Source organism: Streptomyces himalayensis subsp. himalayensis (assembly GCF_013778455.1).
GTDB lineage: Bacteria > Actinomycetota > Actinomycetes > Streptomycetales > Streptomycetaceae > Streptomyces > Streptomyces himalayensis.
This window is the reverse complement of the sequence record NZ_JACEHE010000030.1, coordinates 21,052-46,529: the sequence shown is the minus strand read 5'-3', so window position 1 is coordinate 46,529 and position 25,478 is coordinate 21,052. Positions and strand designations below refer to the sequence as shown.

At 70.1% G+C, this 25,478-nt stretch carries 19 protein-coding genes and 2 pseudogenes; 7 read left to right on the top strand and 14 right to left on the bottom strand.

The window, feature by feature from the left end; genetic code table 11:
• The first annotated feature begins 13 nt into the window (after window positions 1–13).
• The gene (locus H1D24_RS33605) at window positions 14–1,063 is read left to right on the top strand and encodes an NAD(P)/FAD-dependent oxidoreductase (protein ID WP_181661516.1); all 1,050 of its coding nucleotides are present in this window, start codon (window positions 14–16) and stop codon (window positions 1,061–1,063) included.
• Between the two features lie 62 nt (window positions 1,064–1,125).
• On the opposite strand, the gene sbnB is transcribed toward H1D24_RS33605, so the two are convergent.
• The 4 genes from sbnB to H1D24_RS33585 all read right to left on the bottom strand — a co-directional run bounded on the left by sbnB (window position 1,126) and on the right by H1D24_RS33585 (window position 8,716).
• Window positions 1,126–2,190: a 2,3-diaminopropionate biosynthesis protein SbnB gene (sbnB, locus tag H1D24_RS33600; RefSeq protein ID WP_246460190.1), complete on the bottom strand. Its 1,065-nt coding sequence runs from the start codon at window positions 2,188–2,190 to the stop codon at window positions 1,126–1,128.
• Window positions 2,191–2,210: 20 nt separating this feature from the next.
• A complete protein-coding gene (locus H1D24_RS33595) occupies window positions 2,211–3,260 on the bottom strand; it encodes a TauD/TfdA family dioxygenase (RefSeq protein ID WP_181661514.1) in 1,050 nt (349 codons plus the stop codon).
• A 43-nt stretch (window positions 3,261–3,303) separates the two neighbouring features.
• A complete protein-coding gene (locus H1D24_RS33590; protein ID WP_181661513.1) occupies window positions 3,304–5,898 on the bottom strand; it encodes a non-ribosomal peptide synthetase in 2,595 nt (864 codons plus the stop codon).
• Between the two features lie 106 nt (window positions 5,899–6,004).
• On the bottom strand, window positions 6,005–8,716 hold the full coding sequence (locus H1D24_RS33585) for a Pls/PosA family non-ribosomal peptide synthetase (protein WP_181661512.1): 2,712 nt from the start codon (window positions 8,714–8,716) through the stop codon (window positions 6,005–6,007).
• 607 nt (window positions 8,717–9,323) lie between these two features.
• Here H1D24_RS33585 and sbnA point away from each other — a divergent pair.
• Together sbnA and H1D24_RS44435 are read left to right on the top strand one after the other, a co-directional pair.
• On the top strand, window positions 9,324–10,358 hold the full coding sequence (gene sbnA, locus H1D24_RS33580) for a 2,3-diaminopropionate biosynthesis protein SbnA (protein WP_181661511.1): 1,035 nt from the start codon (window positions 9,324–9,326) through the stop codon (window positions 10,356–10,358).
• Window positions 10,359–10,400: 42 nt separating this feature from the next.
• Window positions 10,401–10,502 (top strand): annotated as a pseudogene (locus H1D24_RS44435) (SGNH/GDSL hydrolase family protein); the annotation flags it as partial.
• A gap of 8 nt (window positions 10,503–10,510) precedes the next feature.
• Here the strand turns inward: H1D24_RS44435 and H1D24_RS33575 are convergent.
• The 3 genes from H1D24_RS33575 to H1D24_RS33565 form a co-directional block, all read right to left on the bottom strand.
• Window positions 10,511–11,098, bottom strand: coding sequence for a 4'-phosphopantetheinyl transferase family protein (locus H1D24_RS33575; protein WP_309484535.1), 588 nt, complete (start codon window positions 11,096–11,098; stop codon window positions 10,511–10,513).
• Between the two features lie 211 nt (window positions 11,099–11,309).
• Window positions 11,310–12,590 carry an MFS transporter gene (locus H1D24_RS33570; protein ID WP_181661510.1) on the bottom strand — a complete coding sequence of 427 codons (1,281 nt, stop codon included), beginning with the start codon at window positions 12,588–12,590 and terminating at the stop codon, window positions 11,310–11,312.
• A gap of 133 nt (window positions 12,591–12,723) precedes the next feature.
• Window positions 12,724–13,173, bottom strand: coding sequence for a hypothetical protein (locus H1D24_RS33565; protein ID WP_309484541.1), 450 nt, complete (start codon window positions 13,171–13,173; stop codon window positions 12,724–12,726).
• Between H1D24_RS33565 and H1D24_RS33560 the strand changes: the two are divergent.
• Both H1D24_RS33560 and H1D24_RS33555 read left to right on the top strand, forming a co-directional pair.
• Window positions 13,172–14,347: pseudogene (locus H1D24_RS33560) on the top strand (FAD-dependent monooxygenase); the annotation flags it as partial. The gene H1D24_RS33565 and the pseudogene H1D24_RS33560 overlap by 2 nt on opposite strands.
• 224 nt (window positions 14,348–14,571) lie before the next feature.
• A complete protein-coding gene (locus H1D24_RS33555) occupies window positions 14,572–15,546 on the top strand; it encodes a TAXI family TRAP transporter solute-binding subunit (RefSeq protein WP_181661509.1) in 975 nt (324 codons plus the stop codon).
• A 46-nt stretch (window positions 15,547–15,592) separates the two neighbouring features.
• Here the strand turns inward: H1D24_RS33555 and H1D24_RS33550 are convergent, their stop codons facing one another.
• The 5 genes from H1D24_RS33550 to H1D24_RS42930 form a co-directional block, all read right to left on the bottom strand.
• Window positions 15,593–16,966, bottom strand: coding sequence for a HAMP domain-containing sensor histidine kinase (locus H1D24_RS33550; protein WP_181661508.1), 1,374 nt, complete (start codon window positions 16,964–16,966; stop codon window positions 15,593–15,595).
• On the bottom strand, window positions 16,963–17,715 hold the full coding sequence (locus H1D24_RS33545) for a response regulator transcription factor (RefSeq protein ID WP_181661507.1): 753 nt from the start codon (window positions 17,713–17,715) through the stop codon (window positions 16,963–16,965). The genes H1D24_RS33550 and H1D24_RS33545 overlap by 4 nt, the downstream gene beginning before the upstream one ends.
• Window positions 17,716–17,815: 100 nt before the next feature.
• Window positions 17,816–19,201, bottom strand: coding sequence for an MFS transporter (locus H1D24_RS33540; RefSeq protein ID WP_181661548.1), 1,386 nt, complete (start codon window positions 19,199–19,201; stop codon window positions 17,816–17,818).
• Between the two features lie 281 nt (window positions 19,202–19,482).
• Window positions 19,483–19,824, bottom strand: a complete 342-nt coding sequence (locus H1D24_RS33535) for a GNAT family N-acetyltransferase (protein ID WP_309484534.1) — start codon at window positions 19,822–19,824, stop codon at window positions 19,483–19,485.
• Between the two features lie 3 nt (window positions 19,825–19,827).
• On the bottom strand, window positions 19,828–19,950 hold the full coding sequence (locus H1D24_RS42930; protein ID WP_258564511.1) for a hypothetical protein: 123 nt from the start codon (window positions 19,948–19,950) through the stop codon (window positions 19,828–19,830).
• A gap of 213 nt (window positions 19,951–20,163) precedes the next feature.
• On the opposite strand from H1D24_RS42930, the gene H1D24_RS33530 reads away from it, so the two are divergent.
• Complete coding sequence (locus H1D24_RS33530; protein ID WP_181661506.1) at window positions 20,164–22,266, top strand: SpoIIE family protein phosphatase; 2,103 nt, start codon at window positions 20,164–20,166, stop codon at window positions 22,264–22,266.
• Here the strand turns inward: H1D24_RS33530 and glpK are convergent.
• Together glpK and H1D24_RS33520 are read right to left on the bottom strand one after the other, a co-directional pair.
• Complete coding sequence (gene glpK / locus H1D24_RS33525) at window positions 22,255–23,769, bottom strand: glycerol kinase GlpK (protein ID WP_181661547.1); 1,515 nt, start codon at window positions 23,767–23,769, stop codon at window positions 22,255–22,257. The genes H1D24_RS33530 and glpK overlap by 12 nt on opposite strands.
• A gap of 38 nt (window positions 23,770–23,807) precedes the next feature.
• On the bottom strand, window positions 23,808–24,575 hold the full coding sequence (locus tag H1D24_RS33520; RefSeq protein WP_181661505.1) for an IclR family transcriptional regulator: 768 nt from the start codon (window positions 24,573–24,575) through the stop codon (window positions 23,808–23,810).
• A 482-nt stretch (window positions 24,576–25,057) separates the two neighbouring features.
• On the opposite strand from H1D24_RS33520, the gene H1D24_RS33515 reads away from it, so the two are divergent.
• Window positions 25,058–25,462 (top strand): ATP-binding protein, encoded by a 405-nt coding sequence (locus H1D24_RS33515; protein WP_181661504.1) that lies wholly within the window; start codon window positions 25,058–25,060, stop codon window positions 25,460–25,462.
• Window positions 25,463–25,478 lie beyond the last annotated feature (16 nt).

Genomic DNA, 25,478 nt, shown 5'->3' with positions numbered 1-25,478 from the left:
AGTGGAGGTGGTCATGGTGACCGATGAGCTCAGGAACAGCTATGACGTGGTGGTGGTCGGCGGTGGTGCCGCGGGGTTGAGCGGGGCGCTGATGCTGGCTCGGGCACGGCGGTCCGTGGTGGTGATCGACGCGGGCGCCCCGCGCAACGCCCCGGCCGCGGGCGTGCATGGGCTGCTCGCTCGGGACGGGATGCCGCCGGCCGAGTTGCTGGAGCGCGGGCGGGCGGAAGTCGGCCGCTACGGAGGTCACGTGGTGTCCGGCGAGGTCGGCGCCGCGACCCGCGATGACAACGGGGCCGACAGCGGGTTCGAGGTTTCGCTGGGCGACGGCAGGTCCGTCCGGGCGCGTCGGCTGCTGGTGGCCACCGGGCTGGTCGACGAGCTGCCGGAGGTGCCGGGAGTGCGGGACCGGTGGGGGCGGGACGTGCTGCACTGTCCGTACTGCCACGGCTGGGAGGTCCGTGACCAGGCCATCGGTGTGCTCGCCAGCGGGCCGCTATCGGTGCACCAGGCGCTGCTGTTTCGCCAGTGGAGCGACGATGTCACGTTCTTCTCCCACACCATGCCGCCGCCGACCGGCGAGGAGGCGGAGCAGCTGGCTGCCCGCGGCATCCGCGTGGTGGACGGCGAGGTGGCGTCCCTGGAGGTCGTCGATGACCGCCTCGTGGGAGTACGGCTGAGGGACGGGACGGTGATCAGCCGCGAGGCACTGGCCGTCTCGTCGCGGATGGCGGCGCGCGCCGGCTTTCTGGCAACGCTCGGACTGCAGGCGGCGGAACACCCGTCGGGGGTCGGCGAGTACATTCCCTGCGACGCGACCGGGCGTACCGACGTGCCGGGTGTGTGGGTCGCCGGCAACGTCACCGATCTGGCCGCCCAGGTCGGTGCCGCCGCGGCTGCGGGGGCTGCCGCGGCGGCCCAGATCAACGCCGACCTGATCGCCGAGGAGACACGACAGGCGGTAGCGGCCCGCCGGGACCCGTTCTCGGCCGAGTCGGAGGCGCGTGTCTGCGAACTGGTGATGGGCGACCGTCGCCACGGTCTGTCACCTTCTCGGCCGTGAACGACAGTCACCGCAGGCACGACCCTGGGCCTCGGCGCGTGGGACGCGCGCGTGTTCGTCACTCATCCGTAGCGGCGCAGCTCATGGAAGAAGTCGTCGATGACGTGCAGTTGCCCGGCGCGGGTCACCTCGTCGTACACGTGCTTGCCGACGGCGAGGTCGAGGACTCCGAGGCCGAAGGGTGAGAACACCACCGGCCGGTCCGTCGGCAGCTCCGCGCGTCCGGTCATGACGTCGTGGAGCGTGCCGGTGAGGAAGTCCCTGTTGCCGGTGAGCTGTTCGGCGAGGTGCGGTGAGGTGTCGGCTTTGAGGCAGTGGTCGATGTCGTCGACGATGTTCGCCGAGTCGAGGACGATCTCGGGTGCGAGGTCGCGCAGCGACACGTGCAGCACCAACGGGTTGTGGTCGAACCATGCCGGGTCGGTGACGTGTGGCCGGCCGGCGACGGTGGCGAAGACGACCAGGTCGCTGGAGCGGATCAGCTGCTCGGGGCTGTCGTGGACGGTGATCCGGGCGTCGGCTCCGGTCTGCTGGAGGTAGCCACGGAAGCCGGTCGCGCTCTCGGCGGACAGGTCGTGTACGCCGATGTCGTCGAACGACCAGCCGGTCGCGGCCAGGAAGGTGTGGATGTAACGGGCGATCAGGCCCGTGCCGAAGAATCCGACGCGGGTGGGGCGCGAGCGATGGCGGCTGAGCCAGTCGGCGCCCGATGCGGCCATCGCGGCCGTTCTGGTGGCGCTGATGATGGAGCTCTCCAGACAGGCGAACGGGTAGCCGGTGTCGTGGTCGTTGAGGATGAGGACGGCCGAGGCCCTGGGGATGCCTGCGGAGACGTTCTCGGGGAAGCTGGAGATCCACTTGAGGCCGTCCACGCGCACCTGCCCGCCGATCGAGGCGGGCAGCGCGATGATCCGCGCCGTAGGGCGGTCGGGGAAGCGCAGGAAGTACGACGGCGGGTTGACCGAATCCCCCGCGGCGTGCAGCCGGTAGGTGGCCTCGACCAGGTCCACGATCTGCCGTTCCTGGCCCTGCAGGGTGTGCTGGACCTGGGCGCCGGGGATCACCGAGAACGGTGGCACGGTCATCGGCGGCGGGGCGGTGATCGGCTCGGGCATTGCGGACTCCATGGCGCTGGATCGGGACGTGGTCATCGGGCGCTCCCCTCGAGGGCCGGCGTGCAGGGGGTCGGGTGCAGTGGTTCGGCCATGGCGACGAGTACGTCGCGCGGTGGCTCGTAGGGCTCTCTGCTGTGTGCGGTGCGGACATTGTCGACGAGCATCAGGTCGCCGGCCTGCCACGGCTCGCGGACGGTGTGGGTTTCGTAGACCGTGTTGATCAGCTCGACGACGTCCTCGCCGATCGGGTCGCCGCCTCCGAAGCGGGTGTTGAACGGCAGCCCGTCGGGGCCGTAGACGTCGATGAGGTACTCGCGTACCTCTGGGGCCATGGTCCATTCGTTGAGGAACGCCACCTGGTTGAACCAGCAGCGTCGGCCTGTTACCGGGTGTCGCATCACGGCGTGGCGGCTCTGGCGGGTGCGCAGGGTCCCGTCGGGCTGCCAGGAGAAGTCGATCCGGTTGGCGCGGCAGTAGTCCTCGACGGCGGCCTTGTCGTCGGTGCCGAACGCCTCGGCCCAGGACGCGCCGATCTCGTCGTTGTACGTGCGAGTGAGGAGCCAGCCTTCCTCTTCGAAGCGTTGGACCAGTTGGGGCGGCAGCGCGTCGAGGACGGTGGCGGCGTCGGCGAGGGCGGTGGCTCCGCCTGTGGCCGGCGGGGTCAGGCAGGCCAGCAGCAGGAGGCCGGGGGGTGTGTGGGTGTAGCTGAGTTCGTGGTGCATGCACATGGGCTGGGCGGCCGGCCAGGCCGTGGAGGAGTAGACGCCGGGGGTGTAGGTGTCGCGAGGGGCGAAGGATTCCCTCTCGCTCATCAGGCCGGGAGTCAGGTGGTGGAAGACGGCGCCGACCTGGCCGGTGTCGCGCAGGCCGAGGCCGCGGATGAGGAGCGCGCCGTGTTCGGTGACGAGGCTGCGCAGGGCGTGGCGGTGTTCGGCCGCCCAGCTCGCCGCGTCCTCGGCGGCGTGGGCGTGCAGGATGGGGGGTTTGCCGGGGTGCAGGTCCACCGAGAGCGAAGGACCGGACGCGGACGTGGACGCCGGCGTGAGGATGGCGCTGACGAGGGTGCGGGTACGGAGTGACATGGTGTGTTGTCCTTTTCAGTGGTGTTGAGGAACAGGTCGGCGGTCAGACGGAGGCCGGCTGTGCGGTTGGCTGCTGGTGGGACGGGGCCTCCAGGCTCCGGGCCAGGTCGGTGAGGACGGGGTGGCGGGTGATGTCCGCCAGGGACACCGCGCGGTCCAGGGTGATGGCGAGTTTCACGGCCGACAGCGAGGTGCCGCCCAGGTCGAAGAAGTGGTCGTGGCGTCCGATCCGGTCGTGCGGGATGCCGAGCACACCCGCCCATGCGGCTGCGAGTCGCTGTTCGGTGGGTGTGCCGGGTGCCTGGACGTCGTCCTCGGCGGCGTGGAGTTGGGAGGCCAGCGCCGTCAGGGTTTTCCGGTCGATCTTGCTGTTGGCGGTCAGCGGGAGGGCCTCGCGCCAGTGGATGTCCGAGGGGACCATGTACGCGGGCAGTGAGGCGCCCAGCCGGTCCAGCAGGATGTCGCTGTTCAGGGGCTGTGGGGCGCTGTAGAAGGCCACCAGGTGCGTGCTCTGGTCGGGCCGTTCGGCGACCACCACGGCGCTGTCGCGGACGCCCGGAACCTGCAGCAGGGTGTTTTCGATCTCGCCGATCTCGATGCGGAAGCCGCGGATCTTGACCTGGGTGTCGCGGCGGCCGAGGAACTCCAGCTTGCCGTCGGGCTGCCAGCGGCCGAAGTCGCCGCTGAGGTAGAGGCGCTGTCCCTCACGGTGGGGATCGCGCAGGTAGGCGGGGCGGGTGCGCTCGGGGTCGTTGACATATCCTCGGCCGACGCAGATCCCGGAGAAGGCGATCGCTCCTGGCGCGCCGAGCGGCACCGGGTTCAGGTGCTCGTCGACGACGTAGAGGTGCACGTTGCTGACCGGCCGGCCCAGCGGGATCCGGTCGCCGTCCGGTGTCCGGTCCATGATCTCGTGGTTGGTGTCGTCGGAGGTCTCGGTCAGTCCGTAGGCGTTGACCAGCTTGATGTGGGGCTTGGCGGTGAACCAGCGCTGGGCGAGTTCCTTCTTCAGTGCCTCGCCGGTGACCGACACGTACCGCAGGTCCGGCAGCGCCCGGGGATGCAGCTCCAGATGGGACACGACGACGTCGAGGTACGAGGGAACCACCTGCAGCACCGTGACCCGGTCGCGGGCGATGGTGTCGACGAACCGTGAGGCGTCGAGGATCACCTCCTGCTCGATCAGCAGGGTCCGCCCTCCGGCCAGGAGTGCGGCGAGCAGCTGCCACAGCGAGATGTCGAAGCACTGGGGCGCGGTCTGGGCGACCACCTGCCCCTGGCCGATCTCCAGGTCGTCGATCTTGGCGTAGAGGTGGTTGAGCATGCCCGCGTGTTCACACATGGCGCCCTTCGGTTCGCCGGTGGAGCCGGAGGTGAAGTAGATGTAGGCCAGCTGGTCGGGGGCGATGTCGAGGCCAAGATCATCTTCGGCGTGGCCCTCTTCGTACGCGGTGTCCGCGAACAGCGTCCGCACTGCGGGCAGCGAGGAAAGGGCCGTCCGGAGGGTGGTGTCGCCGGCAGGCTCGGTCACAACGAGCGTGCACTCGGAACGGGCGAGCGTGGCCTTGATGCGTTCGGCAGGCAGATGCGGCTCGATGGGCAGGTAGACGCCGCCGGCCTTGAAGACCGCCAGAACTGCGGCCAGCCAGTCCAGGTTCCTCTCCATCACCACCGCGACGACGCCTTCACGGCCGAGCCCTCGCGCCAGCAGGGCACGGGCCAGCCGGTTGGCGCGGGCATTGAGCTCCCGGTACGTCCACTGCCGGTTGCCGTGCTGGGCCGCGATGGCGTGGGGGTGCTGCCGTACGCGCTGCTCGAACAGCTCATGCACCCGGGCGTCAGGCAGGGCCCGGTGCGGCCCCGCGAGCCCTTCGACCTGGAAGCGAAGCTCCTCGGCGGACAGCAGGCTCTGCCGTGCATGCTCCGCGTCCGGGTCGGCGGCGATCAGCGCGAGCGCGGTGAGGTGATAGCCGGCGATCCGGGCGGCAAAGTCGGCGTCGAGGACGTCGGTGCGGTAGCGCAGCCGCAGCGTGAGACGGCCGTCGTTGTGGTGCACGATGCTCACCCGCAGCGCCGGGTCCCAGGCCTGCTCGCCGCTCGTGCCGGTGAGACCGCCGACAGTGGCGACGGGGTCGGTGCTGTCCCCGGTGATCTCGCTGGTGATGCCGGCCGTGTCGCCCTCGGCGCCGGTCGCATCGAGCACGGTCTCGAACGAGGGCTCTGTCAGGCCGAGTTCGTGCCTGAGGTCCTCGACCGGGAAACCCTGGTGCTGCAGCAGGTGCGAGGCGGCCTGGTGCGTGTGCCGCAGCAGGGTCCTCCACGAGCCGGGTTCGGTGGTCAGCCGGCACGGCAACGGCCCGCCACGGGCCGCGGCGACGTAGCCCGTGGTGATGTCGTGTTCGCCGGTCACGGCGGCCAGCACCTTGGCGTGCGCGGCCAGCAGCACACTGCTCAGCGGTACGGCCAGGTCGTCTGCCAGCCGGCGCAGGACCGTCGCCTGGTCGGCGGGGATCTGTGCTCGGTGCTCGGCCAGGCCGGCAACCGGCTTACGGGTCCAGCGCGGAAGGGGCGTGAAGCCGCCGGATGCGGCCAGCACTCCGTGCCAGAAGTCTCGGCTGTGCGACGTGGTGAGTGCCATCAGGGTGTGTCCTCTACTCGTGGTCTGGATGTGGCGCGCGGCGTCGGGTGCCGCCTGCGCTTGGGCATCGGCGCAGATTGCGCCTGCGCCTGGCTTCGGCGCGGCGTCAGCTGCCGCCTGCGGCCAGCGCCTGGACGTGGAGGTTGCCGTCGGACAGATGCTGGGCCGGATTTCCTCCCCATCGGGCCCCGGAGGGGACGTGTTCGCCCTTCATCAGGAAGGAATCGCAGGCCAGGTGCACGCGGTCTGCCATCGTCACGCCATAGTGGACGAACGCGCCGACCCCGAGGGTGCAGCCTGCACCGATCGTGGTGCGGTCGGACTTGAAGGCGCCGTCCTCCTGCGAGTGGCACTGGATCACCGTGCCCGCGTTGAGGGTGCAGTCGTCCCCGATCGTCACCAGCGTCCGCTCCGGGAAGAAGCAGCCGTCGTCGAAGACCCGCTTGCCGATCCGGGCACCCATCAACCGCCAGACCACGTTCTTGAACGGGGTCCCGTCGAAGAACTGCGCGTAGTCGACCGCCGCCATCTTCCAGAAGCGTTCGTGCCGCCAGAAGGACGGCTCGTAGATCGAGCAGTTCAGTGACTCCTGGGCCTTGAAGCCGGTGGAGGCCCGTTCGATCAGCGCGAAATAGCAGACGGTGAAGGCGAGGGTGACGACGCCGGCCAGCGCGATCGCCGACACACCGAAGGAGGGGTAGAGGGCATTGGCGCCCATGGCGATGAGGGTGACGGCGAAGACGTGAATCCACCGCGCCAGCAGATATATCGCCGCGGTGACCGCATTGTGCCTGTTCTTGGCGGCGAGGCGGTGGCTCAGCTCGCTGCCGCTCGCCACGTGGTTCAACTCGGTGTCCCGCATCACCGTGCGCGGGATGGCGAAGGCAGGCGAGCCCAGCAGGCCGACGCCCTCACGTACCTCTCCGTCGACGGGAACCATGACCTTCGTTGCCAGCAGGCAGTTGTCGCCGGTCCTGGCCCGCGACGGATAAGCGATGCGGTTACCGAGGAAACAGTCCGCCCCGATCGAGGCACGGGAGAGGGAAAAGGAGGTGTTGGAGAAGTCGGCATTGATGATCGACAGGCCATCGGCGACCATCGTTTTACTGCCCACCGAGCTCAGAAACGGGCTGTCGTGCTTCACTTCCGTGCCGAAGTTCGAGCCGGTCTGCGTGACACGGGACAGGTCGTAGCCGAGATAGCGGAGGTAGTGGACGATCGCGGAGCTGTCCCCGAAAAGCGTGATGAAGAACTTCCTGTTGGTCAGCGCCGCGATGGCCCGCTGCAGACCGTAATGGAAGCCGTAGAGCGGATAGACCTTGTCCGGCTTGATGGCCAGGTTGAGCAGGCGCGGCAGCGTTCCCTGAATGACCAGCCCGGCGAAAGCGGCGCCGAAGAACAGCACGAAGGACGCCGCCAGGGCACCGAGCAGGAACGTCCAGCCGGCGAACGGCGAAGACCCGGCGTTGAGCAGTGTGTTCACCTGCGGCAGCTCGGTGAGCACCAGCGTCATGGCACCCATGGCCAGCGGCAGATGAACCAGCAGGAGGGCCAGCATCTGCCCGATCGAGTAGAGGACCTTGCTGGCGGTGGAGCAGTCGGCGGCACCCACGGTGCGGAAGTCCGTGACGGTGGGCTCGCCCGGCGACCCGTGCCAACGCTCCCCCGCGGGTACCGTCTGCCCGGCATACAGGGAAGAGGCGTGCCCGAGCTGGGAGGCGTCGCCCATGGAGGTGTTGATGTCGAGGACCGTCTGTTCGCTGACGACGACGTCCTTGCCGAGCGTGACGGGGCCGGTCTGGATGAGGCCGTCGTGGGCCCGGTAGCAGGAGAACAGCGAGTCCTTGCGAACGACCGTGCCGTCTCCGATCGTCAGAAGATCGGTACACACAGGGATATGCGTGGAGAAGATCGCGACATTACGTCCGATTTTCGCGCCCAGCGCCCGGAGATACAGCACGTACAACGGCGACGCGGTGAACAGGCGCATGGGGCTGATACGGATCAGGGTTTTGACAATCCACCAGCGCACATAGGTGAGGCTCCATACCGGGAACTGACAGGCTGTGGAACGGCCGAGGAGTGCCCATTTGGCCAGGATCGGAATGGTGCACATGCCAACGAAGGCAACACCGCCGGCCAGCACGGAACGCAGGTAGCGGTCGGCCAGAGCGGGACCGTCGCTGATCCATTCGTAGCCCCGAGCCGTGGCCAGGGCGGTCAGGTAGGTGTACCCGAGGAAGAACAGCAATTGCAGCATTCCGCACAGCAGGTATTGCCGTGTACCGGCCCTTGTTGCGCTTACCGCCGCTCCACTCGACGCCTCGGCCGCCGTGGAGACAGGAGCCGGGGCAGGAGCCGGGGCGGATGCCGAGGAAGAGGCAGAGGCCGGGACGGACTGCTGCACAGGCATGGGCGCGGGGGCCGTGGAGGTGGCGGTCGTGGGCGCGGTGGCCGTGGCGACCGGCGCCATCGCCGCGGCTGCGGGACCGGTGAGCGCGTCGGCCAGGCTGTTGACCGTGGGGTGCCGGTAGACGTCCTTCATCGACACGGATGGCAGGTCCGCCCGCTTCCTGACGCGCGCGCAGAACTGAGCCATCACCATCGAATCCGCGCCCAGATCGTCGAAGAAGTGGCTGTCGGCCGACACCCGCTCCACGCGCACGACGTCAGCGAGCACCTCGGCCAGGAGCCGTGCGGTGCCGGCCTCCGGGCCGACGAGGCTGCCACCCGGCATGCCGTCGACACTGTCGTCGGTCAGAGTGGTGGAGATGTCGGGTGGTTCGGCCGTCCAGGCAGCGGTGGATTTCCCCGCCATGTGAGCTCCTCAAGAACGTTCGGTGCGTGCCGACCGGCGTGGCCGGTACCGGTGTGCCGAACGCTCCGGTGTCGTAGGTGTGTGGCTGCGGGCGAGGTCTTCTTCCGTCCGCACAGGCCTCGAAGCCTTTCGGTGCGAATACGTGAGGCCCGCTTCTCCAGTAGGCCCGGCCTGCGTATTTCCGTCATGCCGCTGAATGTCGTTACTTGACACCACACACCGGAAGCGATAGCGGACCGATGCTGCCGCTTCTCGGCCTTCGCTGCTTGGGCCGATGCTGCGTTCTCCGGCCTTTCCCTGCCTTCCTCGCATTCCGCGGGCGCCGCTCTCGTCGCCATGGCTCACGGCCTCACGTCACGAGCACAGGCGGGGAGCCGCGCGGCCGTCGTCACGGGGCGCAAGCCCGTACGCGTGACCACGGCCGCGTTCAATTACGCCTGATCGCGGCCGTTGTCAAGACCCGAGATCCGGTGGCATGACAGGGCCACGGTGACCACGCGTACTGGAGGGGTCCGACGGACGTCGCACCCGACAGGCGACGTCCTCCCTCAGCCGCCACGCAACGAACGAGCGGCACGCCACGTCAAGCGCAGATCAGGAGGCCATCGTGCCGGTCATATCCACCCCCCAGGAATTCAACGAAGACGACCTCTACGTCGATCTCGAGGCGATCACCGGGCACCGGCTGTTCCTCAAGTGCGAAGGATTCAACTTCGCCGGATCCATCAAACTCAAAGCCGCCGCCGAGATGGTCGAGGCCGCGGAACGCGACGGCCGGCTCAAGAGCGACTCGATCCTGGTCGAGTCATCCTCCGGCAACCTGGGCGTGGCCCTGAGCATGATCGCGGCCAGCAAGGGCTACGGGTTCGTGTGTGTGACCGACTCCCGCTGCAACCTGCCCACCCGTCTGCTCATGGAGTCCCTCGGCAGCCAGATCCACATCATCACCGAGCCCGCCCCCACCGGCGGCCTGCTCGCCGCGCGCATCGACCACGTCCGCGAGCTGTGTGCCTCAGACGACCGCTACGTATGGCTCAACCAGTACAGCAACCCCAACAACCACATGGCCCACTACCGCACCACTGCCCCCGCCATCGCCCGCCGCTTCCCCGATCTCGACGTCCTCTTCGTCGGAGCAGGCACCACGGGCACCCTGATGGGCTGCGCACGCTACTTCCGCACCTGGCACCGCCCGGTACGCATCGTCGCCGTCGACAGCGAAGGCTCCGTCACCTTCGGAGACAACCCTGGCCGGCGCATGATCCCGGGCCTCGGCACCAGCCTCCGCCCACCGCTGCTGGACGACTCCTACGTGGACGAAGTGATACACGTCAGCGAAGCCGACACCATCCGCACCTGCCACCAGCTCGCCCGGCGCGGCTTCGTCTTCGGGGGCTCCACCGGCACAGTCGTCAGCGGCGCCGGCCAGTGGCTCGCCCGCCAACCACAGGACCGTCGGCAGCCGACCGCGGTGACCATCGCCCCCGACCTCGGGGAGCGCTACCTCGAAACCATCTACCAGAGCAACTGGGTGCGGGACCTCTACGGCGAGGACGTACTGGACCGGCAGACACTGCCGGCCCACAACCCGCGGCGTGACGCACACCGGCATGCACTGACGGCCCACTCCCCCGCGGCCTGACGCACACCGGCGGGCACCCCGCACCAGCGCCCGGTTACTGACTGGCTGGTCAGGCGTCTGCGCGGCCGATCCTCCGGAGACGGCCGCACGGCCAGACGTCCGCATCTCCTGCCCGTGCAACCACCCTTCACCACCCGGCCCTGAACGGTGCCTCAGCCCTGAACGGCGACGGCGGCGGCAAATCCGTCATCCACCGCCACATCCCCTATCGTCCAGCCCGGCAGCGTGGCCGCGGCATCCCTCGCCGTACCCACGTAGTCCAGTGACATGGCGCGTCCCAGGCCCGTGCCCAGACCTTTCAGGTAGGCCTCCTTGCGCGCCCAGGCCCGGGCGAACGCCGCCGGTCTGTCCTCCGCCCGGAAATCACTCAGCTCGGCGCTCTCCCGCGGATGGAGACAAGCCCCGACCTCTTCCGCCACCGCTGCGTCAGGGATGGCCTCGATGTCCACGCCCACAGGCGTCGACGCGAAAGCCAGCAGGCACAAACCGCCGCTGTGAGACAGCGAGAAATGCACAGGGTTGCCGCGCACCACAGGACGTCCGTGCGGCTCCTCGCACAATGGGCACGGCAGCCGCTCCAGCGGAACATCGACGGGAGGAACCCCCAGATACGCACCCAACAGCAGACGCAACCCCACGTGCCCGGCCCGATAGGTATCCCTGTCCCGGGCCTGCCGCAACGCCGCCGCACGCCCCGTCTCAGTACTGTCCAGCACCGAGTCGGCCAGACGGTTCACCACCGACTGGAACGCGTCCGCCCGCACCAGCCACAACCCGGGCCCAGCAGCCGCCCCCAACGCTTCTCGTGGCCTCTCCCAACCCCCGTCCCGCAGTTCCACAGGCCGCCACACCACACCAGCCGTCACACTCGCAGCATACGAACACCCCACAGAACGACGCACGGCGGCGGGTTTCCCGGCCCGGCCCGGCAGCCCGTACCCAGCCGCCCGGTCACGCCGGGCCGGGTGAACGCTCCGGACGGGGCCGGCGGACCGGGGTGAGCAGGGCCAGTGCCGCTATGAGCAGACAGCAGGCGCCGGCAGCCAGGCCCACCGGCGCCGTCCCATGGCGTTGCGCGGCCCAGGTGAGAACGGCTGCGCCGATTGGCGCTGCCGAGTAGTGGATGGTCCAGAATGCCGAGGTGACCCGTCCCAGCAGGTGCTCGGGGGTCACTTCCTGCCGCAGGGACATCGAGCACGTTCCGGCCATGCTGGTGCAGCCCAGGAATGTCGCGGTCAGGACTGCGACGCCTGCCACGCTGTCCGCCGAGCCGATGCCCGCCACGGCGAGCCCGCAGACCGCGACGGTGCCGATCCAGGTTGCGCCAAAGCCGAGCGTGCGGCGGACCGGGGCCACGAGAAGGGCTCCGGTGATCGTGCCCATCGCCCCTGCGGCGAAGACAGTCCCGACCGTGCCGTCGCTCTGGCCGAGGTCGTGCTTGAGGTGGTAGATGAGCAGGTCGTTCAGGCCGAGGGTCAGGAAGCTGAACATGGTCAGAAGGACGGTCAAGGCCCGCAGTACGGGGTGCGCGCGCAGGAAGGACACCCCGGCAAGCAGGTCCTTCCACAGCCTCGGCCGAGCCGCTTCCGGTGCCCGGTCAGTCAGATGTGACCGTGTGCCGCCCCGGAACCGTACGAAGCTCAGACAGGCGGCGGACACACCGAAGCTCGCCGCATCCACGCCGACTGCCGCAGCCGGGCCGAACCTGGCCGCCACCACGCCCGCGCACAGCGGCCCGACCACCCCGGCCGCCGCGGCCGTCGCATTGAGCCTGCCGTTGGCCTCCGTGATGCGGTCGCCACTCACGAGGGTCCTGACGACGGTGACGTAGGTGACGGAGAACAGCATTCCGACAGCCTCGCCCAGAGGCAGGAGCACGTAGAGCAACCAGATCTGCGGGCCGAACGCCCACACCAGCGGTACCAGTGCGTACAAGACCATGCGGACGACGTCGCACGCGATCAGAAGCTTCCTGCGGTCCAACCGGTCCACCACGACCCCGGCGAAGACCCCCGCCAGGAGCGAGGCCGCGCCGGCAACGGCGGTCAGCAACCCCATCTGCGCCACGGATCCCGTCGCGTGCAGCACCAACAGCGGCAGCGCGATCAGGGCGAAGGAGTCTCCGACGACCGACAGGGTCTGCGCGGCCCAGAAGACACCGAAGTCGCGGTCACGCCACAGGGCGCGTGACCCTTCCGATAACGGCTCGTCAGCGGCGGGTTGGGCGGACATGTGGAGGAGCGTACGGCGGTGGCGGGTACAAAGACCGTTGTTTTTTGCGCGGACCGGCCGTGACCGGCCAACTCATGGTCCACACACGGCAGAAGATCGCAGATGTCGACGCCCGCTGCTCGGAGGCCCCACTTCAGTGCTCCGGGGTCAGGTGGTGCAATCCGTTCTCCAGCAGCGCGAACGCGTGCTCGGCGTCCTTCACGGCACCCGCATAGCGCTCGCTGGCGGGCTCCCCGTACGCCAGGCGTTCGGCGTTGTCCTGTGCCAGCGCCCACTGCACCGCGACGATTTGGACGGCAGCAAGCCGCGCGGTGAGTTCCGGAGTGGCCGCCGTTTCCTGCAACGCCTCGGCGAGTGCGCGTTCGGCTCCGGTCTTGAACCCTTCCATCCGGGCCACCAGCGAGGGCGCGCCGAGGATCATCCGGTGAACCCTCCGCACCTGGGGATGGTCGTTGAGCCCGGTGATCGGGTCCCGCTCGCGCAGCCCGGTGAGGAAGTGCTCGCGCAGTGCGGTCAGCGGGGCGGTGTGGGGCGGGCGGGCCCGCACCACCCGGGCGGCTTCGGTCTCGTGGTCGGCGGGAATCGAGGAGGTACTAGAGGAGCGGGCGACGGCCGGCGGCGCACGGGTTCTGCGCGGCACTGCGGTCTCAGCAGTCGAGTCGGACAACGACGGTGTGACCGTGACAGCGGACGGTCTGCAGGTGCGGGCGCACTATCTGGCGGCGTGCGAAGGCGGCCACAGTACGGTGCGCAAACTGCTCGGGCTGCCGTTCCCCGGCAGGCCCGGGACCCAGCAGGCGGTGCTGGCCGACATCCGTCTGTCCGCCGTTTCGTCGCTGGTGCCGCAGCAGCTGGGGCACATGAGCACCCTGACCCGTCAGGGCGGCGGCTACTGGGCCATGCTGGCCCCGCTCGGCGGTGACCGGTACCGGATCACCTTCGGACGCGCGGACCAAGCGGACATCGACCGCGACACCCCCGTCACCCACGAGGAGATCACCGCCGCGCTGCAGGCGGTGTACGGCGAGGAGACCACCCTGGGCGCGGTGGACAACTCTTCGCGGTTCTCCGACGCCACGCGGCAACTCGAGCACAACCGCGCGGGCCGCGTCCTGTTCGCCGGGGACGCCGCACACATCCACCCGCCGCTGGGCGGCCAGGGTCTCAACCTCGGCATCCACGACGCGATCAACCTCGGCTGGAAACTGGCCGCGGCCGTCCAGGACCGGGCGCCGAGCGGCCTCCTGGACAGCTACCACACCGAACGGCATCCAGTCGGAGCCCAGGTGCTGCACCACACATCGGCACAGCGGGTCCTGGCCGACCCTCACCCGAGCGAGGACGTGGCCGCCCTGCGCGACATCTTCATCGACCTGCTGCGACTGCCCGACACCAACCGTCACCTCGCAGGTCTGATGTCCGGCCTGTCGCTGCGCTACGAGTTGCCCGGCGAGCATCCGCTCACCGGACAGCGGATGCCGGACGTCGACCTGGTCACCGCAGCCGGCCCCACCCGGCTGTCGGCGCTGTTCGGTTCGGGGCACGCCGTCCTGCTCGATCTGGCCGGAATCGTCCCGGCCGACCTCCCACTCCCGGCACGAGTCGACCTCGTCCGTGCCACATGCACCGACGATGTAGGCGCTGCCGCCCTGCTCTTCCGTCCCGACGGCTACGTCTGCTGGGCTGCGGAGAAGTCCGACGCCTGCGGTAAAACCCTGCTCTCCACCATCGCCGGCGACCTGGCGAAGGCGCACTGAGCCTCTGTCCACCATGGCCTGACGGCACTCACGCGATCGGTGGCCCATCCGCACGTCCTGGCCCGGTCGCGCGCCGTAGGGCACCACGCCGAGGTGGCACACGAAGCCGGGTGTCAACGAATTCAGCGGTCCGAGAGGTGGGCGTGACGAGCCGGCACCCGCGGTGGCGCCCCACTCTCCTCCCCGGCCTCTGCCGCTCGCCGACTGCCGGTTACCCTTCGGCGATGACCAGCGCAGAGGTGAGCCGCCGACGGGCACTCAGGGCCGGGCTCGGCGGTGTCGCGGCGGCCCTGCTGTCCGGGTGCGCCGAGGACTCCGTGCCGGTGCGGCGGCTGCGGTGCGCGACCGGGCCGCGGGGTGGGCCCTACAACGCCTTCGGCAGGGCGCTCGCCGGTGCGGTCACCGCGGGCGGGCAGCGGCTGGAGATCGTTCCGGTGGGCACTGCGGCGAGCGTGGACAATCTCCGCAGGCTGGACGACGGTTCTGCGGAGCTGGCGCTGGCCATGGCGGACGCTGCGGAGGACGCCGTGCTGGGCCGCGCGCCGTTCTCCCGACCGGCGGCCGAGGTCACCGCGCTGGCCCGTGTCTATGTGAACTACACGCATCTCGTCGTCCCTGCGGACGGCCCGGTGCGGTCGGTGCAGGAGCTGGCGGGTCGTCGGCTCGCGGCAGGCGAGGCCGGATCCGGGGTGCAGGTGTTGGCCGGCCGGTTGCTGCGGGCGGCCGGGCTGACCGACGGCCGCTCACCGGTACAGGAGCGCCGGCTCAGCCTGGCCGATTCGGTCGACGCGCTGCGCGAGGGCCGGGTCGACGCGCTGATGTGGTCCGGCGGCGTGCCGACGCCCGCGCTGTCCGCCCTGGCGCGCGAAGTGCCGCTGCGGTTCCTGCCGCTCGACCGGTTCGTGAGCGCGCTCCGCGAGCGCTACGGCCCGGTCTATACGGCGGTCACGCTGCCGTCCGGGGTGTACGGGCTGAACGAGCCCGTCGCCACCATCGGCGTGGGCAACTATCTGATGGCGCGCGCCGACGTGCCCGGGCCCCTGGTGGGAGAGCTGCTCCAAGTCGTGTTCGACCAGTGGCAATCGCTCCTGCGGGATGTGACGGCCGGCGCGCGGTTGGAGCCGCGGTTCGCGATATCCACCGGTGCGGTGCCGCTCCATCCGGGCGCGAAGGCTTACTACCGGTCGGTGTACGGCTGAGCGCACGCGGTCGGTATACGGCTGAGCCGTCACGCGGGAGTGAGCGTCACGTAAAGGGCAGCCGGAGTTCCACGGCCAGGCCGTGCGGGCTGCTGCTGCGTGCGCTGAGTTGACCGCCGCTGATCCTGGCGATCTCGTGGGCGATGGCAAGCCCCAGTCCGCTGCCGGTGACGTTCTGGTGCTCAGGGGCCCGGGCGAACCGCCGGAACAGCAGTGGCAGCTGGTCCTCGGGGACTCCGGGGCCGTCGTCCGTGACCGAGACGACGACCTGCCCGTCCCCGGCGGCCGCGGCTCGCACCTCGACCCGGCCGCCGGGAGGTACGAACTTGACGGCGTTGTCGAGGAGCGCGTCCAGGATCCGGCCCACCGCGTCAGGCAGTGCCCGTGCCCGAAGCCCGTCGACGACCTCGGGGACGAGTGCGGTCCCGGCGTTGTCCAGGACCGGTGTCCAGGCCGCGACCCGTTCCCGTACCGCCCGTGACACGTCCTGGTCCGTGAGCTCCGCCGTGGCGGACTCCACGCGTGCCAGGGCGAGCAGACCGTCGAGCAGCTCCTCCAGCCGCTCCGCCTCGTCGAGGGCGCGGCTGTGCTCGGCCCTGCCGGGTCCCGGGGCGATGTGCGGCTCCACGTTCTCGAGTTGCAGCACCAGGGTGGCGAGCGGGTTGCGCAGCTGGTGGGAGGCGTCGGCGACGAAGTCGCGCTGGCGGGCGATGGAGTCGGCGACGGCCTCTGCCATCGTGTTGAAGTGGCGCCGCAGCCGGCGGAGTTCGGGCGGTCCGGTGTCGGAGACGGCGCGCGCGTGCAGGCTGCCGGCGGCCAGGTTCTCCACGGCCTGGTCGAGATCGCGGACCGGGCGCATCAGCCACCGCGTGATGCCCACGGCGACCAGGGCCGCGGCCGCGAAGGCGGCGACCGCCCCGGCAGCGATGAGCGACCAGCGGATGGTGACGTCACGGCGGGCGGCGTCGGTGGGTACGGACAGCAGGACGGCCCCGCTGACCCGCTCGTCCCGCCCCACGGGTTCGGCGAGCACGACGGTGTCCGGGCCCCAGGGGCGTACGGTCGGCAGTTGCTCGGTGGAGCGGCCGGTGAGGGCCCGCTGTCGGGCGTCGTCCGCCGCAGAGCCCGTAACACCGGTGTCGGAACCGGCTCGGTCGACGGTCCGGCCCGCCGTGTCGACAACGGCCACGCCGGCTCCGTACAGCTCGGCGTAGCGGCGGATCTCGGCGGTCAGTTCAGCCCGGTCCGGGCCGGTGCGTATCCGGTCGGCGAGATCGGCGAACCGCACGGCGTCCGAGCGCCGCTGGAGCAGGAGGTGCTCGGTCCGTCCGCGGGCGTACGCGTCGGCGAGGGGCAGGGAGAGCAGGAGCGTCGCGGCTCCCATGAGCACCATCAGGACGGCGAGAAGTCGGCGTCTCATCGCCCGCGGCCCCGCGAGATGTCCTGCTCGCCGTCCTGCTCGCCGTCCGGTGCCTCGCGGGCCGGCGGGGAGCCGAGCTGGTAACCGAACCCGCGGACGGTGCGGACCAGGCCGGATCGGCCCGTCTTGGCGCGGATGCCCGCCACGTGCACGTCCAGGGAGCGGGATGCGGCGAGGAAGGCATCGCCCCAGATGCGGTCCAGGATCTCCTCGCGGGAGTGCACCTGGTCGGGGCGCGAGGCGAGGAAGGCGAGTACGTCGAACTCGCGGCGGGTGAGCCGTATCTCCTCGCCCGCCACCGCCACGGCGCGGCCCGCCAGGTCGATCTCGACGTCACCGGCGCGAACCGATGACGCGGTGCCGGCCGAACTGCCGGTGTCCGGGCGGCCATGGGGCCTTCCCGTCCGGCGGCGCACGGTGTCGATACGGGCGATCAGCTCGGCCATCCGGAACGGCTTGACCACGTAGTCATCGGCGCCCGCGCGCAGGCCCTGCACGATGTCGCGCTCCTCGCAGCGTGCCGTGACCACGATGAGCGGCGCGTCACAGACGGTGCGCAGCCGCCGCAGAAGCTCGAGGCCGTCCAGGTCCGGCAGGCCGAGGTCGAGGAGGACGAACTCGGCCTCGCGTACGTGCCGCAGGGCGTCCAGGGCTCGGCCGACCCTGCGGACGGTGTGCCCGCGCTGGGCAAGGGCGGTGCCCAGGGCATGGGCCATGCGGTCGTCGTCCTCGACGAGCAGGGCGTGCATAAGGGCTTCCTCGTAGCGCTTGTGACCCTCGCGGGCCTGGTGACCTGGGCCGGGCCGCCCACAGCTTACGGAAAGCGCCCAGCCCAGGTCACCGTCGGGGTCAGCGCCCGGCTTCGGCTGGGGCGGCTGCCCGCACGCGGGCTTCGGCAGGGTCGCCCTCTGATTCGGCGGAGTCGGCCTCGGATTCGGCGCGGCTGAGCGCGGCGTTACGCGTGTCCGGCATCAGGACGTACGTCACCAGAGAGACGAGCGCGCACCCGGACACGTACCAGAAGAACATCGTCTCGTGACCGCTGTTCTTGAACCACAGCGCCACGTACTCGGCCGTGCCGCCGAACAGGGCGTTGGCGATCGCGTACGGCAGGGCCACACCGAGGGCGCGCACGCGGGTCGGGAAGAGTTCCGCCTTCACTGCGGCGTTGATGGAGGTGTATCCGGTGACGATCACCAGGGCCAGCAGCGACAGGCCCAGCGCCGACCAGTAGGAGGAGGCCGACCCGAGGGCGGTCATGATCGGATAGGTGCCGAGGGTGCAGCCGACGGCGAAGGTGATCAGCAGCGGGCGGCGGCCGATCCGGTCCGACAGCATGCCGGCGAACGGCTGCAGCACGGCAAAGACGGTGAGCGCGGTGAAGCTCACGAGCGTGGCGGTGTTCTTGGCCATGCCCGCGCTGCCGATCAGGTACTTGGTGAGATAGGTGGTGTACGTGTAGTAGGCCACCGTGCCGCCGAGGGTGAGCGCCATGACCAGGCCCGCCTGGCGCCGGTGCTGCCACAGCGCCTTCAGGGTGCCGCGCGTGTTGTCGTGGCCGCCCTCACCGGACGTCTCCTCGGTGAACGCGTCGGTCTCCGTCAGCCGGCGCCGAATCCAGAACACCACCACGGCGAAGAGTGCCCCGAGCACGAACGGGATCCGCCAGCCCCAGCTCTCCAGCTGGGCGGTGGTCAGGGTGTGCTGCATCGTGATCAGGATGCCCAGGCCGAGGAGCTGACCGCAGGTCATGGACACGTACTGGAAGGACGAGCCGAGGCCGCGCCGGTTGCGGGCCGAGGCCTCGGTCAGGTAGGTGGCGCTGGCCGCATACTCGCCGCCGATGCTCATGCCCTGCAGCAGCCGCGCCAGCAGCAGCACCAAGGCGCCGAAGTAGCCGGCCTGGCCGTAGGTGGGGGCGACGGCGATCAGCAGGGCGGCCACCGACATCATGGTGACGGTCAGGGTGAGCGCGCTTTTGCGTCCGTGCCGGTCCGCGGCCCGGCCGAGCACCCAGCCGCCGACCGGCCGCATCACAAAGCCGACCGCGAAGATTCCGGCGGTGTTCATCAGCTGCGTGGTCGGGTTGTCGCCGGGGAAGAAGGAGTCGGCGAAGTAGATCGCGAAGCTGGCGTAGACGAACCAGTCGTACCACTCGACGAGGTTGCCGAGCGACCCTCCGACGAGGGCGAGGCGGCGTTTGCTGTGCAGGTTCCCGGGCGGTGTTCCGGGCATGGCGGCAGCAGAGGACATGGCGGCTCCAGTCGAAAGTTCCCTGGTGGGGGGCGGGGAAGGGCCCGGAGTGGGGAAGGGCCCTGCACTGGCGGGAAGTGCGGGATGAGCATGCGGGCGGCCGCCGTGCCCGTACAAGGTCCGCCACCGAGATCTAACGTCCCGCTAAGAATTCCGTCTGCCTTCGGCAGTCCCGCGAAAGCGGCCGACAGACTCGCGGATACGGTCGGCAGCCGCCGCGGCCACGGCGACGGTCCGTCAGGCACCCGCCGGATCTGCTGCAGCTACGACTGCTCAGCGAGTGGCAGCCAGTTGGCGCCGGTAGGCCATACCGGGTCGCCCGTCGATGCTGATGTCCTCCAAGCGGTGAACCCGTTGCGTTCGAGCACTGTCATGGACGCCGGATTGTCGAGGATGGTGACTGCCCTGAGCGCGGAGAGCCGGTACGCCGCGACAGCCAGGCGCCACGCCTCCCCCACCGCAGCCGTCGCGATGCCCCGGCCTGCGGCGCGCTCTCCGATCCGGTAGCCGACCTGGCGCTGATAGTGGCGGGAGACGCGCATCCGGTTGCCGCAGCGGGAGGCCGAGCACCGGCGGCGGCGCGGATGGGCGGCCAGGAAGAGCATCACTCAGTCGTCAGCCTCGCACTCGCAGATTTTGATGACCGCCGGATCGGCCAGCAGTTCGGCGGCGGCATCCGCGCGGCAGGCGGCCAGGCGTCGGCCTGTCACGTGCGTGTTCGCGTACAGCATCCGAACACGCACCGTACGTCCCGGACGACTGCACAGGTCCGGCTCCCGGCAGAAGGGGTGGGTGGGCGGCCGGATGGCGGTCGGCCTGTGGTGTCGGCCGGTTCGGGGGGACCATGGTGGAGCGGGACGGAATGCGGTGAACCTGGGGCGGGCCGGGCCGGGGAGCCGGTACGGGACGGCGTGCCGTTGCGGACGGTGGAGGCGGTGCCTGGAATGACTTCGGGATCCTTCGTGGCGGGTGGCGACGAGCCGGTGCGCGAGTCCTCGCAGCCGAGCGGGCTGCTGGACATGCTGGGCGTGGCGGCCGTGCTGCTGGATGCGCGGGGACGCATCGTCCTGTGGAGCCCGCAGGCGGAGGAGCTGTTCGGCTACACCGCCGAGGAGGCGCTGGGCCAGTACGCGGCACGGGTCCTGGTCCACGAGGAGCACCTCGATGTGGTGACCCAGCTGTTCGCCGATGTGATGGCGACCGGCAGCGGCTGGGCCGGGGCCTTCCCCGTGCGGCTCAAGGACGGCAGCCTACGGGTGGTGGAGTTCCGCAACATGCGGCTACTGAACGATCGCGGGGACTTCTACGCCTTGGGGCTGGCGGCCGACCGGGCGGCCGTGCGCCAGGTGGAGCGGGATGTCGCGCTGTCCATGCAGATGGTGACTCAGTCGCCCATCGGGCTGGCGGTACTGGACACAGATCTGCGGTTCGTATCGGTCAACCCGGCGTTGGCGCAGATCAACGGCGTGCCCGCCGAAGACCACATAGGCCGTACGTTCCGCGAGGTCCTGCCGTTCGTGGACGTCGACGCCGTCGAGTCCGCCATACGGCGGGTGCTGCGGACCGGCCGTCCGCTGATCGAACTGTCCGCCGTCGGGCGCACACCGGCGGATCCGGGTGAGGAACACGCCTGGTCGGTGTCGTTCTACCGACTGGACGACGCCACCGGAGCCGCCCTGGGCGTGGCCATCTCGGTCTTGGATGTCACCGAGCGGCACCGGTCAGCCGTCGAAATCGAGACCGCCCGGCGGCGCCTGGCCCTCATCGCCGACGCATCAGCACGCATGAGCACCACGCTCGACCTGGACCGCACCGCCCACGAGCTGGCCGACATCGCCGTACCCGAGCTCGCCGACATCGCGGCCGTGGACCTGCTGGACACGGTGTTGGAAGGCCACCGCAGCGGCCTCTCCAGCGGTGAGGCGGCGGTGATCCGCGCCGTGGCGGTGAAGGCCGGCCATCCCACGGAGGCTCTCAACGCGGCCGACCCGGAGGGGCAACTCGCCTGGTACGCCGCTGATCGCCTCGTCACCGAGTGCGTGCGCACCGGCCGCCCCGTCCTGGTGCGGCAGGTGACCGACCAGGATCTGCGGCGGATCGCACGCGACGAGGAGGCGGCGACGCATCTGGCCCGGGCCGGCGTGCATTCGTATCTGGCGGTGCCGCTCATCGCCCGTGGCGAGGTGCTCGGCGCCCTGGACCTCAAGCGCAGCGGCAATCCGCGGCCCTTCAGCGAGGACGACCTCGTCCTGGCCCGCGAACTCGCCGCCCGGGCGTCCGTGGCGATCGACAACGCCCGCTGGTACCAGAACGCGCGCAACACCGCGGTCACCCTCCAGCGCAGCCTCCTGCCCGAGCGCGCGCCCGCCGCCACGGGTCTCGACGTCGCGTCCCGCTACCAGCCGGCCGGCGCCGCCAGCGAGGTCGGCGGCGACTGGTTCGACGTCATCCCCCTGGAAGCCGACAAGTCCGCGCTGGTCGTCGGCGACGTGATGGGCAGCGGCATCGACGCAGCCGCCACCATGGGCCGGCTGCGCACCGCGACCAGCACCCTTGCCTCCCTCAACCTCGCCCCCGCCACGCTGCTCGAACACCTCGACAAGATCACCGAGGGCCTGGACCACTACATCGCCACCTGCGTCTACGCCGTCTACGACCCCCATCGCCAGCAATGCGAGATCGCCAGAGCCGGACATCTGCCGCCCGTTCTGTTGCGCCCCGGCCACCGCCCTGAGCTGCTCGAGCTGCCCACCGGCGTACCGCTGGGCGTGGGCGGCGTCCCCTTCTCCACGACCACCGTCGACTTCCGCCCCGGTGACCAGCTCGTGCTGTACACCGACGGCCTCGTCGAAACCCGTCAGCACTCGCTCGACGAACGTCTGACCACGCTTCTGTGGCTCCTCGACGAGCCCGGCCGCTCACTGGACGACACCTGCGACCATCTGCTGCGGGCGCTGCGCCACCCCGACAACCACGACGACGTCGCTCTGCTCATCGCCCGCGCGCGGCGATGGAAGCCTCCGGGCGCCCCGTCGTCAGGAGAGTGAGCGCTTGGCCGGCTTGATCCACCCGAGCGCCCGCTCGACGGCGCGCTGCCAGTTGTCGTATTCCGACTCCCGCCGCTCGGGGTCCATGTCCGGCAGCCATTGGGCGGCCCGGTGCCAGTTGCGGCGGAGTCCTTCCAGGTCAGGCCAGTAGCCGACGGCGAGCCCGGCGGCATACGCGGCGCCGAGGGAAACCGTTTCGGCGACCATGGGGCGTACGACGGGGACGTCGAGTACCTCGGCCACGAACTGCATGAGCAGGTTGTTCGCCGTCATGCCGCCGTCGACCTTGAGCTCCTTGAGGGAGTGCGGCGAGTCGGCGTTCATGGCGTCGACGACCTCCCGGGTCTGCCAGCCGGTGGCCTCCAGTACGGCGCGGGCGAGGTGGCCTTTGGTGATGTACGAGGTGAGGCCGACGATGACGCCGCGCGCGTCGCTGCGCCAGTGGGGGGCGTACAGGCCGGAGAACGCGGGGACGATGTAGCAGCCGCCGTTGTCGTCGACGGTGCGTGCGAGGGTCTCGATCTCGGGTGCGCTGCTGATCAGTCCGAGACTGTCGCGGAACCACTGGACGAGCGAGCCGGTGACGGCGATGGGTCCTTCCAGGGCGTAGACCGCCGGTTCGTCCTTGATCTTGTAGCCGACGGTGGTGAGCAGCCCGTGCCGTGACCGGATGACCTGGGTGCCGGTGTTGATCAGAAGGAAGCTGCCGGTCCCGTAGGTGCATTTCGCCTCGCCGGGTGCGAAGCACGTCTGTCCGAACAGTGCCGCCTGCTGGTCGCCGAGGGCGGCTCCGATACGGACCCCGGGCAGGAGGGACCCTGCGACGGCGTAGGACTCCGCTGAGGACCGTATCTCCGGCAGCATCGATCGGGGCACACCGAAGTACGCCAGCAGGTCCTCGTCCCAGGTGAGGGTGCGGGTGTTCATGAGCATGGTGCGGCTGGCGTTGGTGACGTCGGTGATGTGCAGTCCCCCGGTGGGGCCGCCGGTGAGATTCCAGATCAGCCAGGTCTCCATCGTGCCGAACAGCACCTCGCCCCGTTCGGCGCGCTCGTGCAGCCCCTCGACGTGGTCGAACAGCCAGCGGATCCGCGGCGCGGAGAAGTAGGTGGCGAGCGGCAGGCTGCAGCGATCGAGGAAGAAGTCGTCCCCGGTCGTGCGCCGCAGGTCCTCGACCAGTGAATCGGTGCGGGTGTCCTGCCAGGAGATCGCCTTGCCCACGGGAGCGCCCGTCGTCCGGTCCCAGAGGACCGTCGTCTCGCGCTGGTTGGCGATGCCGATGGCGGCCACCTGGTCGGCTTCGGCTCCGTCCATCGCCTGCGGCACGATGCGCTGGAGGTTGCGCCAGATCTCCACGGCGTCGTGTTCGACCCAGCCGGGCCGTGGGAAGTGGTGCTGGTGCTCCCGCTGGGCAACCGACACCAGGCGCCCACGGTGATCGAACAGGATGCATCGCGTGGAAGTGGTGCCCTGGTCGATGGACATCACATAGCGTTCAACCATCAGCAGGCCTTCCGATGCGGGCGAGGAGGGCATGGACGTCACCAGCGGGCGGCTCCGAGATCCCTCGAGACCGCGCGGGCGGCGTCGCGTACCAGGGCGACGAGGTTGGGATGGGGCCGGCCCCGCGTGTCGCAGATGCGCTCGACCGCTCCGGAGACGCCGATGGCGCCCACCACGAGGCCGCCCTGCCCCCGGATCGGCACGGCGATACCGGCCTCACCGATGATCATTTCCTGGACCTCGGCGGCCCACCCGACCTCCCGGATCTCGGTGAGCGCACGGTCGAGATCCTCGGGGGTCGCCAGGGTGTGGCGGTTGTACGCCTCCAGGCCCGCTTCCACGAGCGGGGCCACGGGCGTGGCCCCGTAGGCCAGCAGGACCTTGCCGAGCGCGGAGGCGTGCAGCGGGAGCAGCGAGCCGACGTCCAGGGTCTGCAGCGTGTCGTCGGGCCGGAAGACGTGGTGGACGACGAGTACCTGCCCCTCGAGGGGCGTACCGATCCGGACCGCCTCGCCGCTGCGGGCGGCGAGGGCGTCGGCCCAGTTGATGGAGCGCGACCGCAGCTCGTTGACGTCGAGATAGCTGGTGCCGAGGTGCAGCAGTGCCGCCCCGAGCTGGTATTTCCCGGTCGCCTGGTCCTGCTCGACGAAGTCGACGTGCTGCAGGGTGCGGAGGATGCCGTGGGCGGTGCCCTTCGCCAGGCCCAGTGAGGCCGCCACCTCTCCGAGCCCGAGTCGGCGGTGGCCGCTGGCGAGCAGACGCAGGATCGCCGCCGCTCGCTCGATCGACTGGACCGCGCCGGGCATGCTGCGATCGTAACTCCGCCTCGGCGTTCGGCACTGTCGGTCCGCCGGCACACGGCTCTCGTCACGTCGAAAGGTCCGGCCCAGATTTAACCGGATGTTTCGATTCTTGTTCGATGGCCGACATCTCCGTTCGGCAATGTCGACCGCTATTCATTGACCGGCCATGCCTCGATGCCTAGCGTGCCCTATTGGCGCAGTTTCCACCATTGCGCGGCGCGCGACGGCCCCCGCCGAACCGCGCCGGTGGCGCTCGACATGTTCGTCACCACCGAAGGGCATTCCGGAGGAGGACACGTGGTAGCAGAGCTGATAACCCCGAGCTCGCCGACGGGCTCGCGGCGGCGGCCTCGGCACTCGGCAGGCGGCCGCGTCCTGCCGTACCTGCTTCACCGTTCGTATGCGCATCCCGGCGCCGCTCCGCGGCCCGCGGCGGCAGGCACCCGGTGAGCGCCACAGCCGTGAGCAGATTCCCCGGTGCTCGTATGACGCCGGACGCTGCCGTGGAGCACCTCTGTCCGGTACCGCACATCCCCGAGGCCGTGGCAGCCGTGCGCCGACGCGCACGCACGGTCCTGGCGGGCTGGAGCCTGCCTCCCGACACCGCCGACGACGCACTACTGGTGATCTCGGAACTGGTCACCAACGCCGTCACCCACGCCCGTCCGCCCGCTGTGCTGCGACTGGCCCGGACCCAGGTCGACGGGCATCGTGCCCTGCGTATCGAGGTGACCGACGCAGGACCCGCGTCGCACGGTCAGCGACCGTCCGACCTGCAGCCGGAGGAACACGGCCGCGGCATTCCGATCGTCGCCGCCCTGTCCGCCCGGCACGGCGTTCGCAGCCACTGCGGCGGGGTCACTCGCTGGGCCGATATCGAGACATCGTGAGTGCGAGCGGCCGACG

Bases quoted from the DNA above. Each gene is read 5' to 3' on its own strand.
- H1D24_RS33595 (WP_181661514.1), bottom strand. From the start codon at position 3,260: ATGTCACTCCGTACCCGCACCCTCGTCAGCGCCATCCTCACGCCGGCG.
- H1D24_RS33530 (WP_181661506.1), top strand. From the start codon at position 20,164: ATGACTTCGGGATCCTTCGTGGCGGGTGGCGACGAGCCGGTGCGCGAG.
- glpK (WP_181661547.1), bottom strand. From the start codon at position 23,769: ATGGTTGAACGCTATGTGATGTCCATCGACCAGGGCACCACTTCCACG.
- sbnB (WP_246460190.1), bottom strand. From the start codon at position 2,190: ATGGAGTCCGCAATGCCCGAGCCGATCACCGCCCCGCCGCCGATGACC.
- H1D24_RS33535 (WP_309484534.1), bottom strand. From the start codon at position 19,824: ATGCTCTTCCTGGCCGCCCATCCGCGCCGCCGCCGGTGCTCGGCCTCC.
- H1D24_RS33585 (WP_181661512.1), bottom strand. From the start codon at position 8,716: ATGGCGGGGAAATCCACCGCTGCCTGGACGGCCGAACCACCCGACATC.
- H1D24_RS42930 (WP_258564511.1), bottom strand. From the start codon at position 19,950: ATGCTGTACGCGAACACGCACGTGACAGGCCGACGCCTGGCCGCCTGC.
- H1D24_RS33545 (WP_181661507.1), bottom strand. From the start codon at position 17,715: ATGCACGCCCTGCTCGTCGAGGACGACGACCGCATGGCCCATGCCCTG.
- H1D24_RS33515 (WP_181661504.1), top strand. From the start codon at position 25,058: ATGACGCCGGACGCTGCCGTGGAGCACCTCTGTCCGGTACCGCACATC.
- H1D24_RS33605 (WP_181661516.1), top strand. From the start codon at position 14: ATGGTGACCGATGAGCTCAGGAACAGCTATGACGTGGTGGTGGTCGGC.
- H1D24_RS33555 (WP_181661509.1), top strand. From the start codon at position 14,572: ATGACCAGCGCAGAGGTGAGCCGCCGACGGGCACTCAGGGCCGGGCTC.
- H1D24_RS33590 (WP_181661513.1), bottom strand. From the start codon at position 5,898: ATGGCACTCACCACGTCGCACAGCCGAGACTTCTGGCACGGAGTGCTG.
- H1D24_RS33520 (WP_181661505.1), bottom strand. From the start codon at position 24,575: ATGCCCGGCGCGGTCCAGTCGATCGAGCGAGCGGCGGCGATCCTGCGT.
- H1D24_RS33550 (WP_181661508.1), bottom strand. From the start codon at position 16,966: ATGAGACGCCGACTTCTCGCCGTCCTGATGGTGCTCATGGGAGCCGCG.
- H1D24_RS33570 (WP_181661510.1), bottom strand. From the start codon at position 12,590: ATGTCCGCCCAACCCGCCGCTGACGAGCCGTTATCGGAAGGGTCACGC.
- H1D24_RS33540 (WP_181661548.1), bottom strand. From the start codon at position 19,201: ATGCCCGGAACACCGCCCGGGAACCTGCACAGCAAACGCCGCCTCGCC.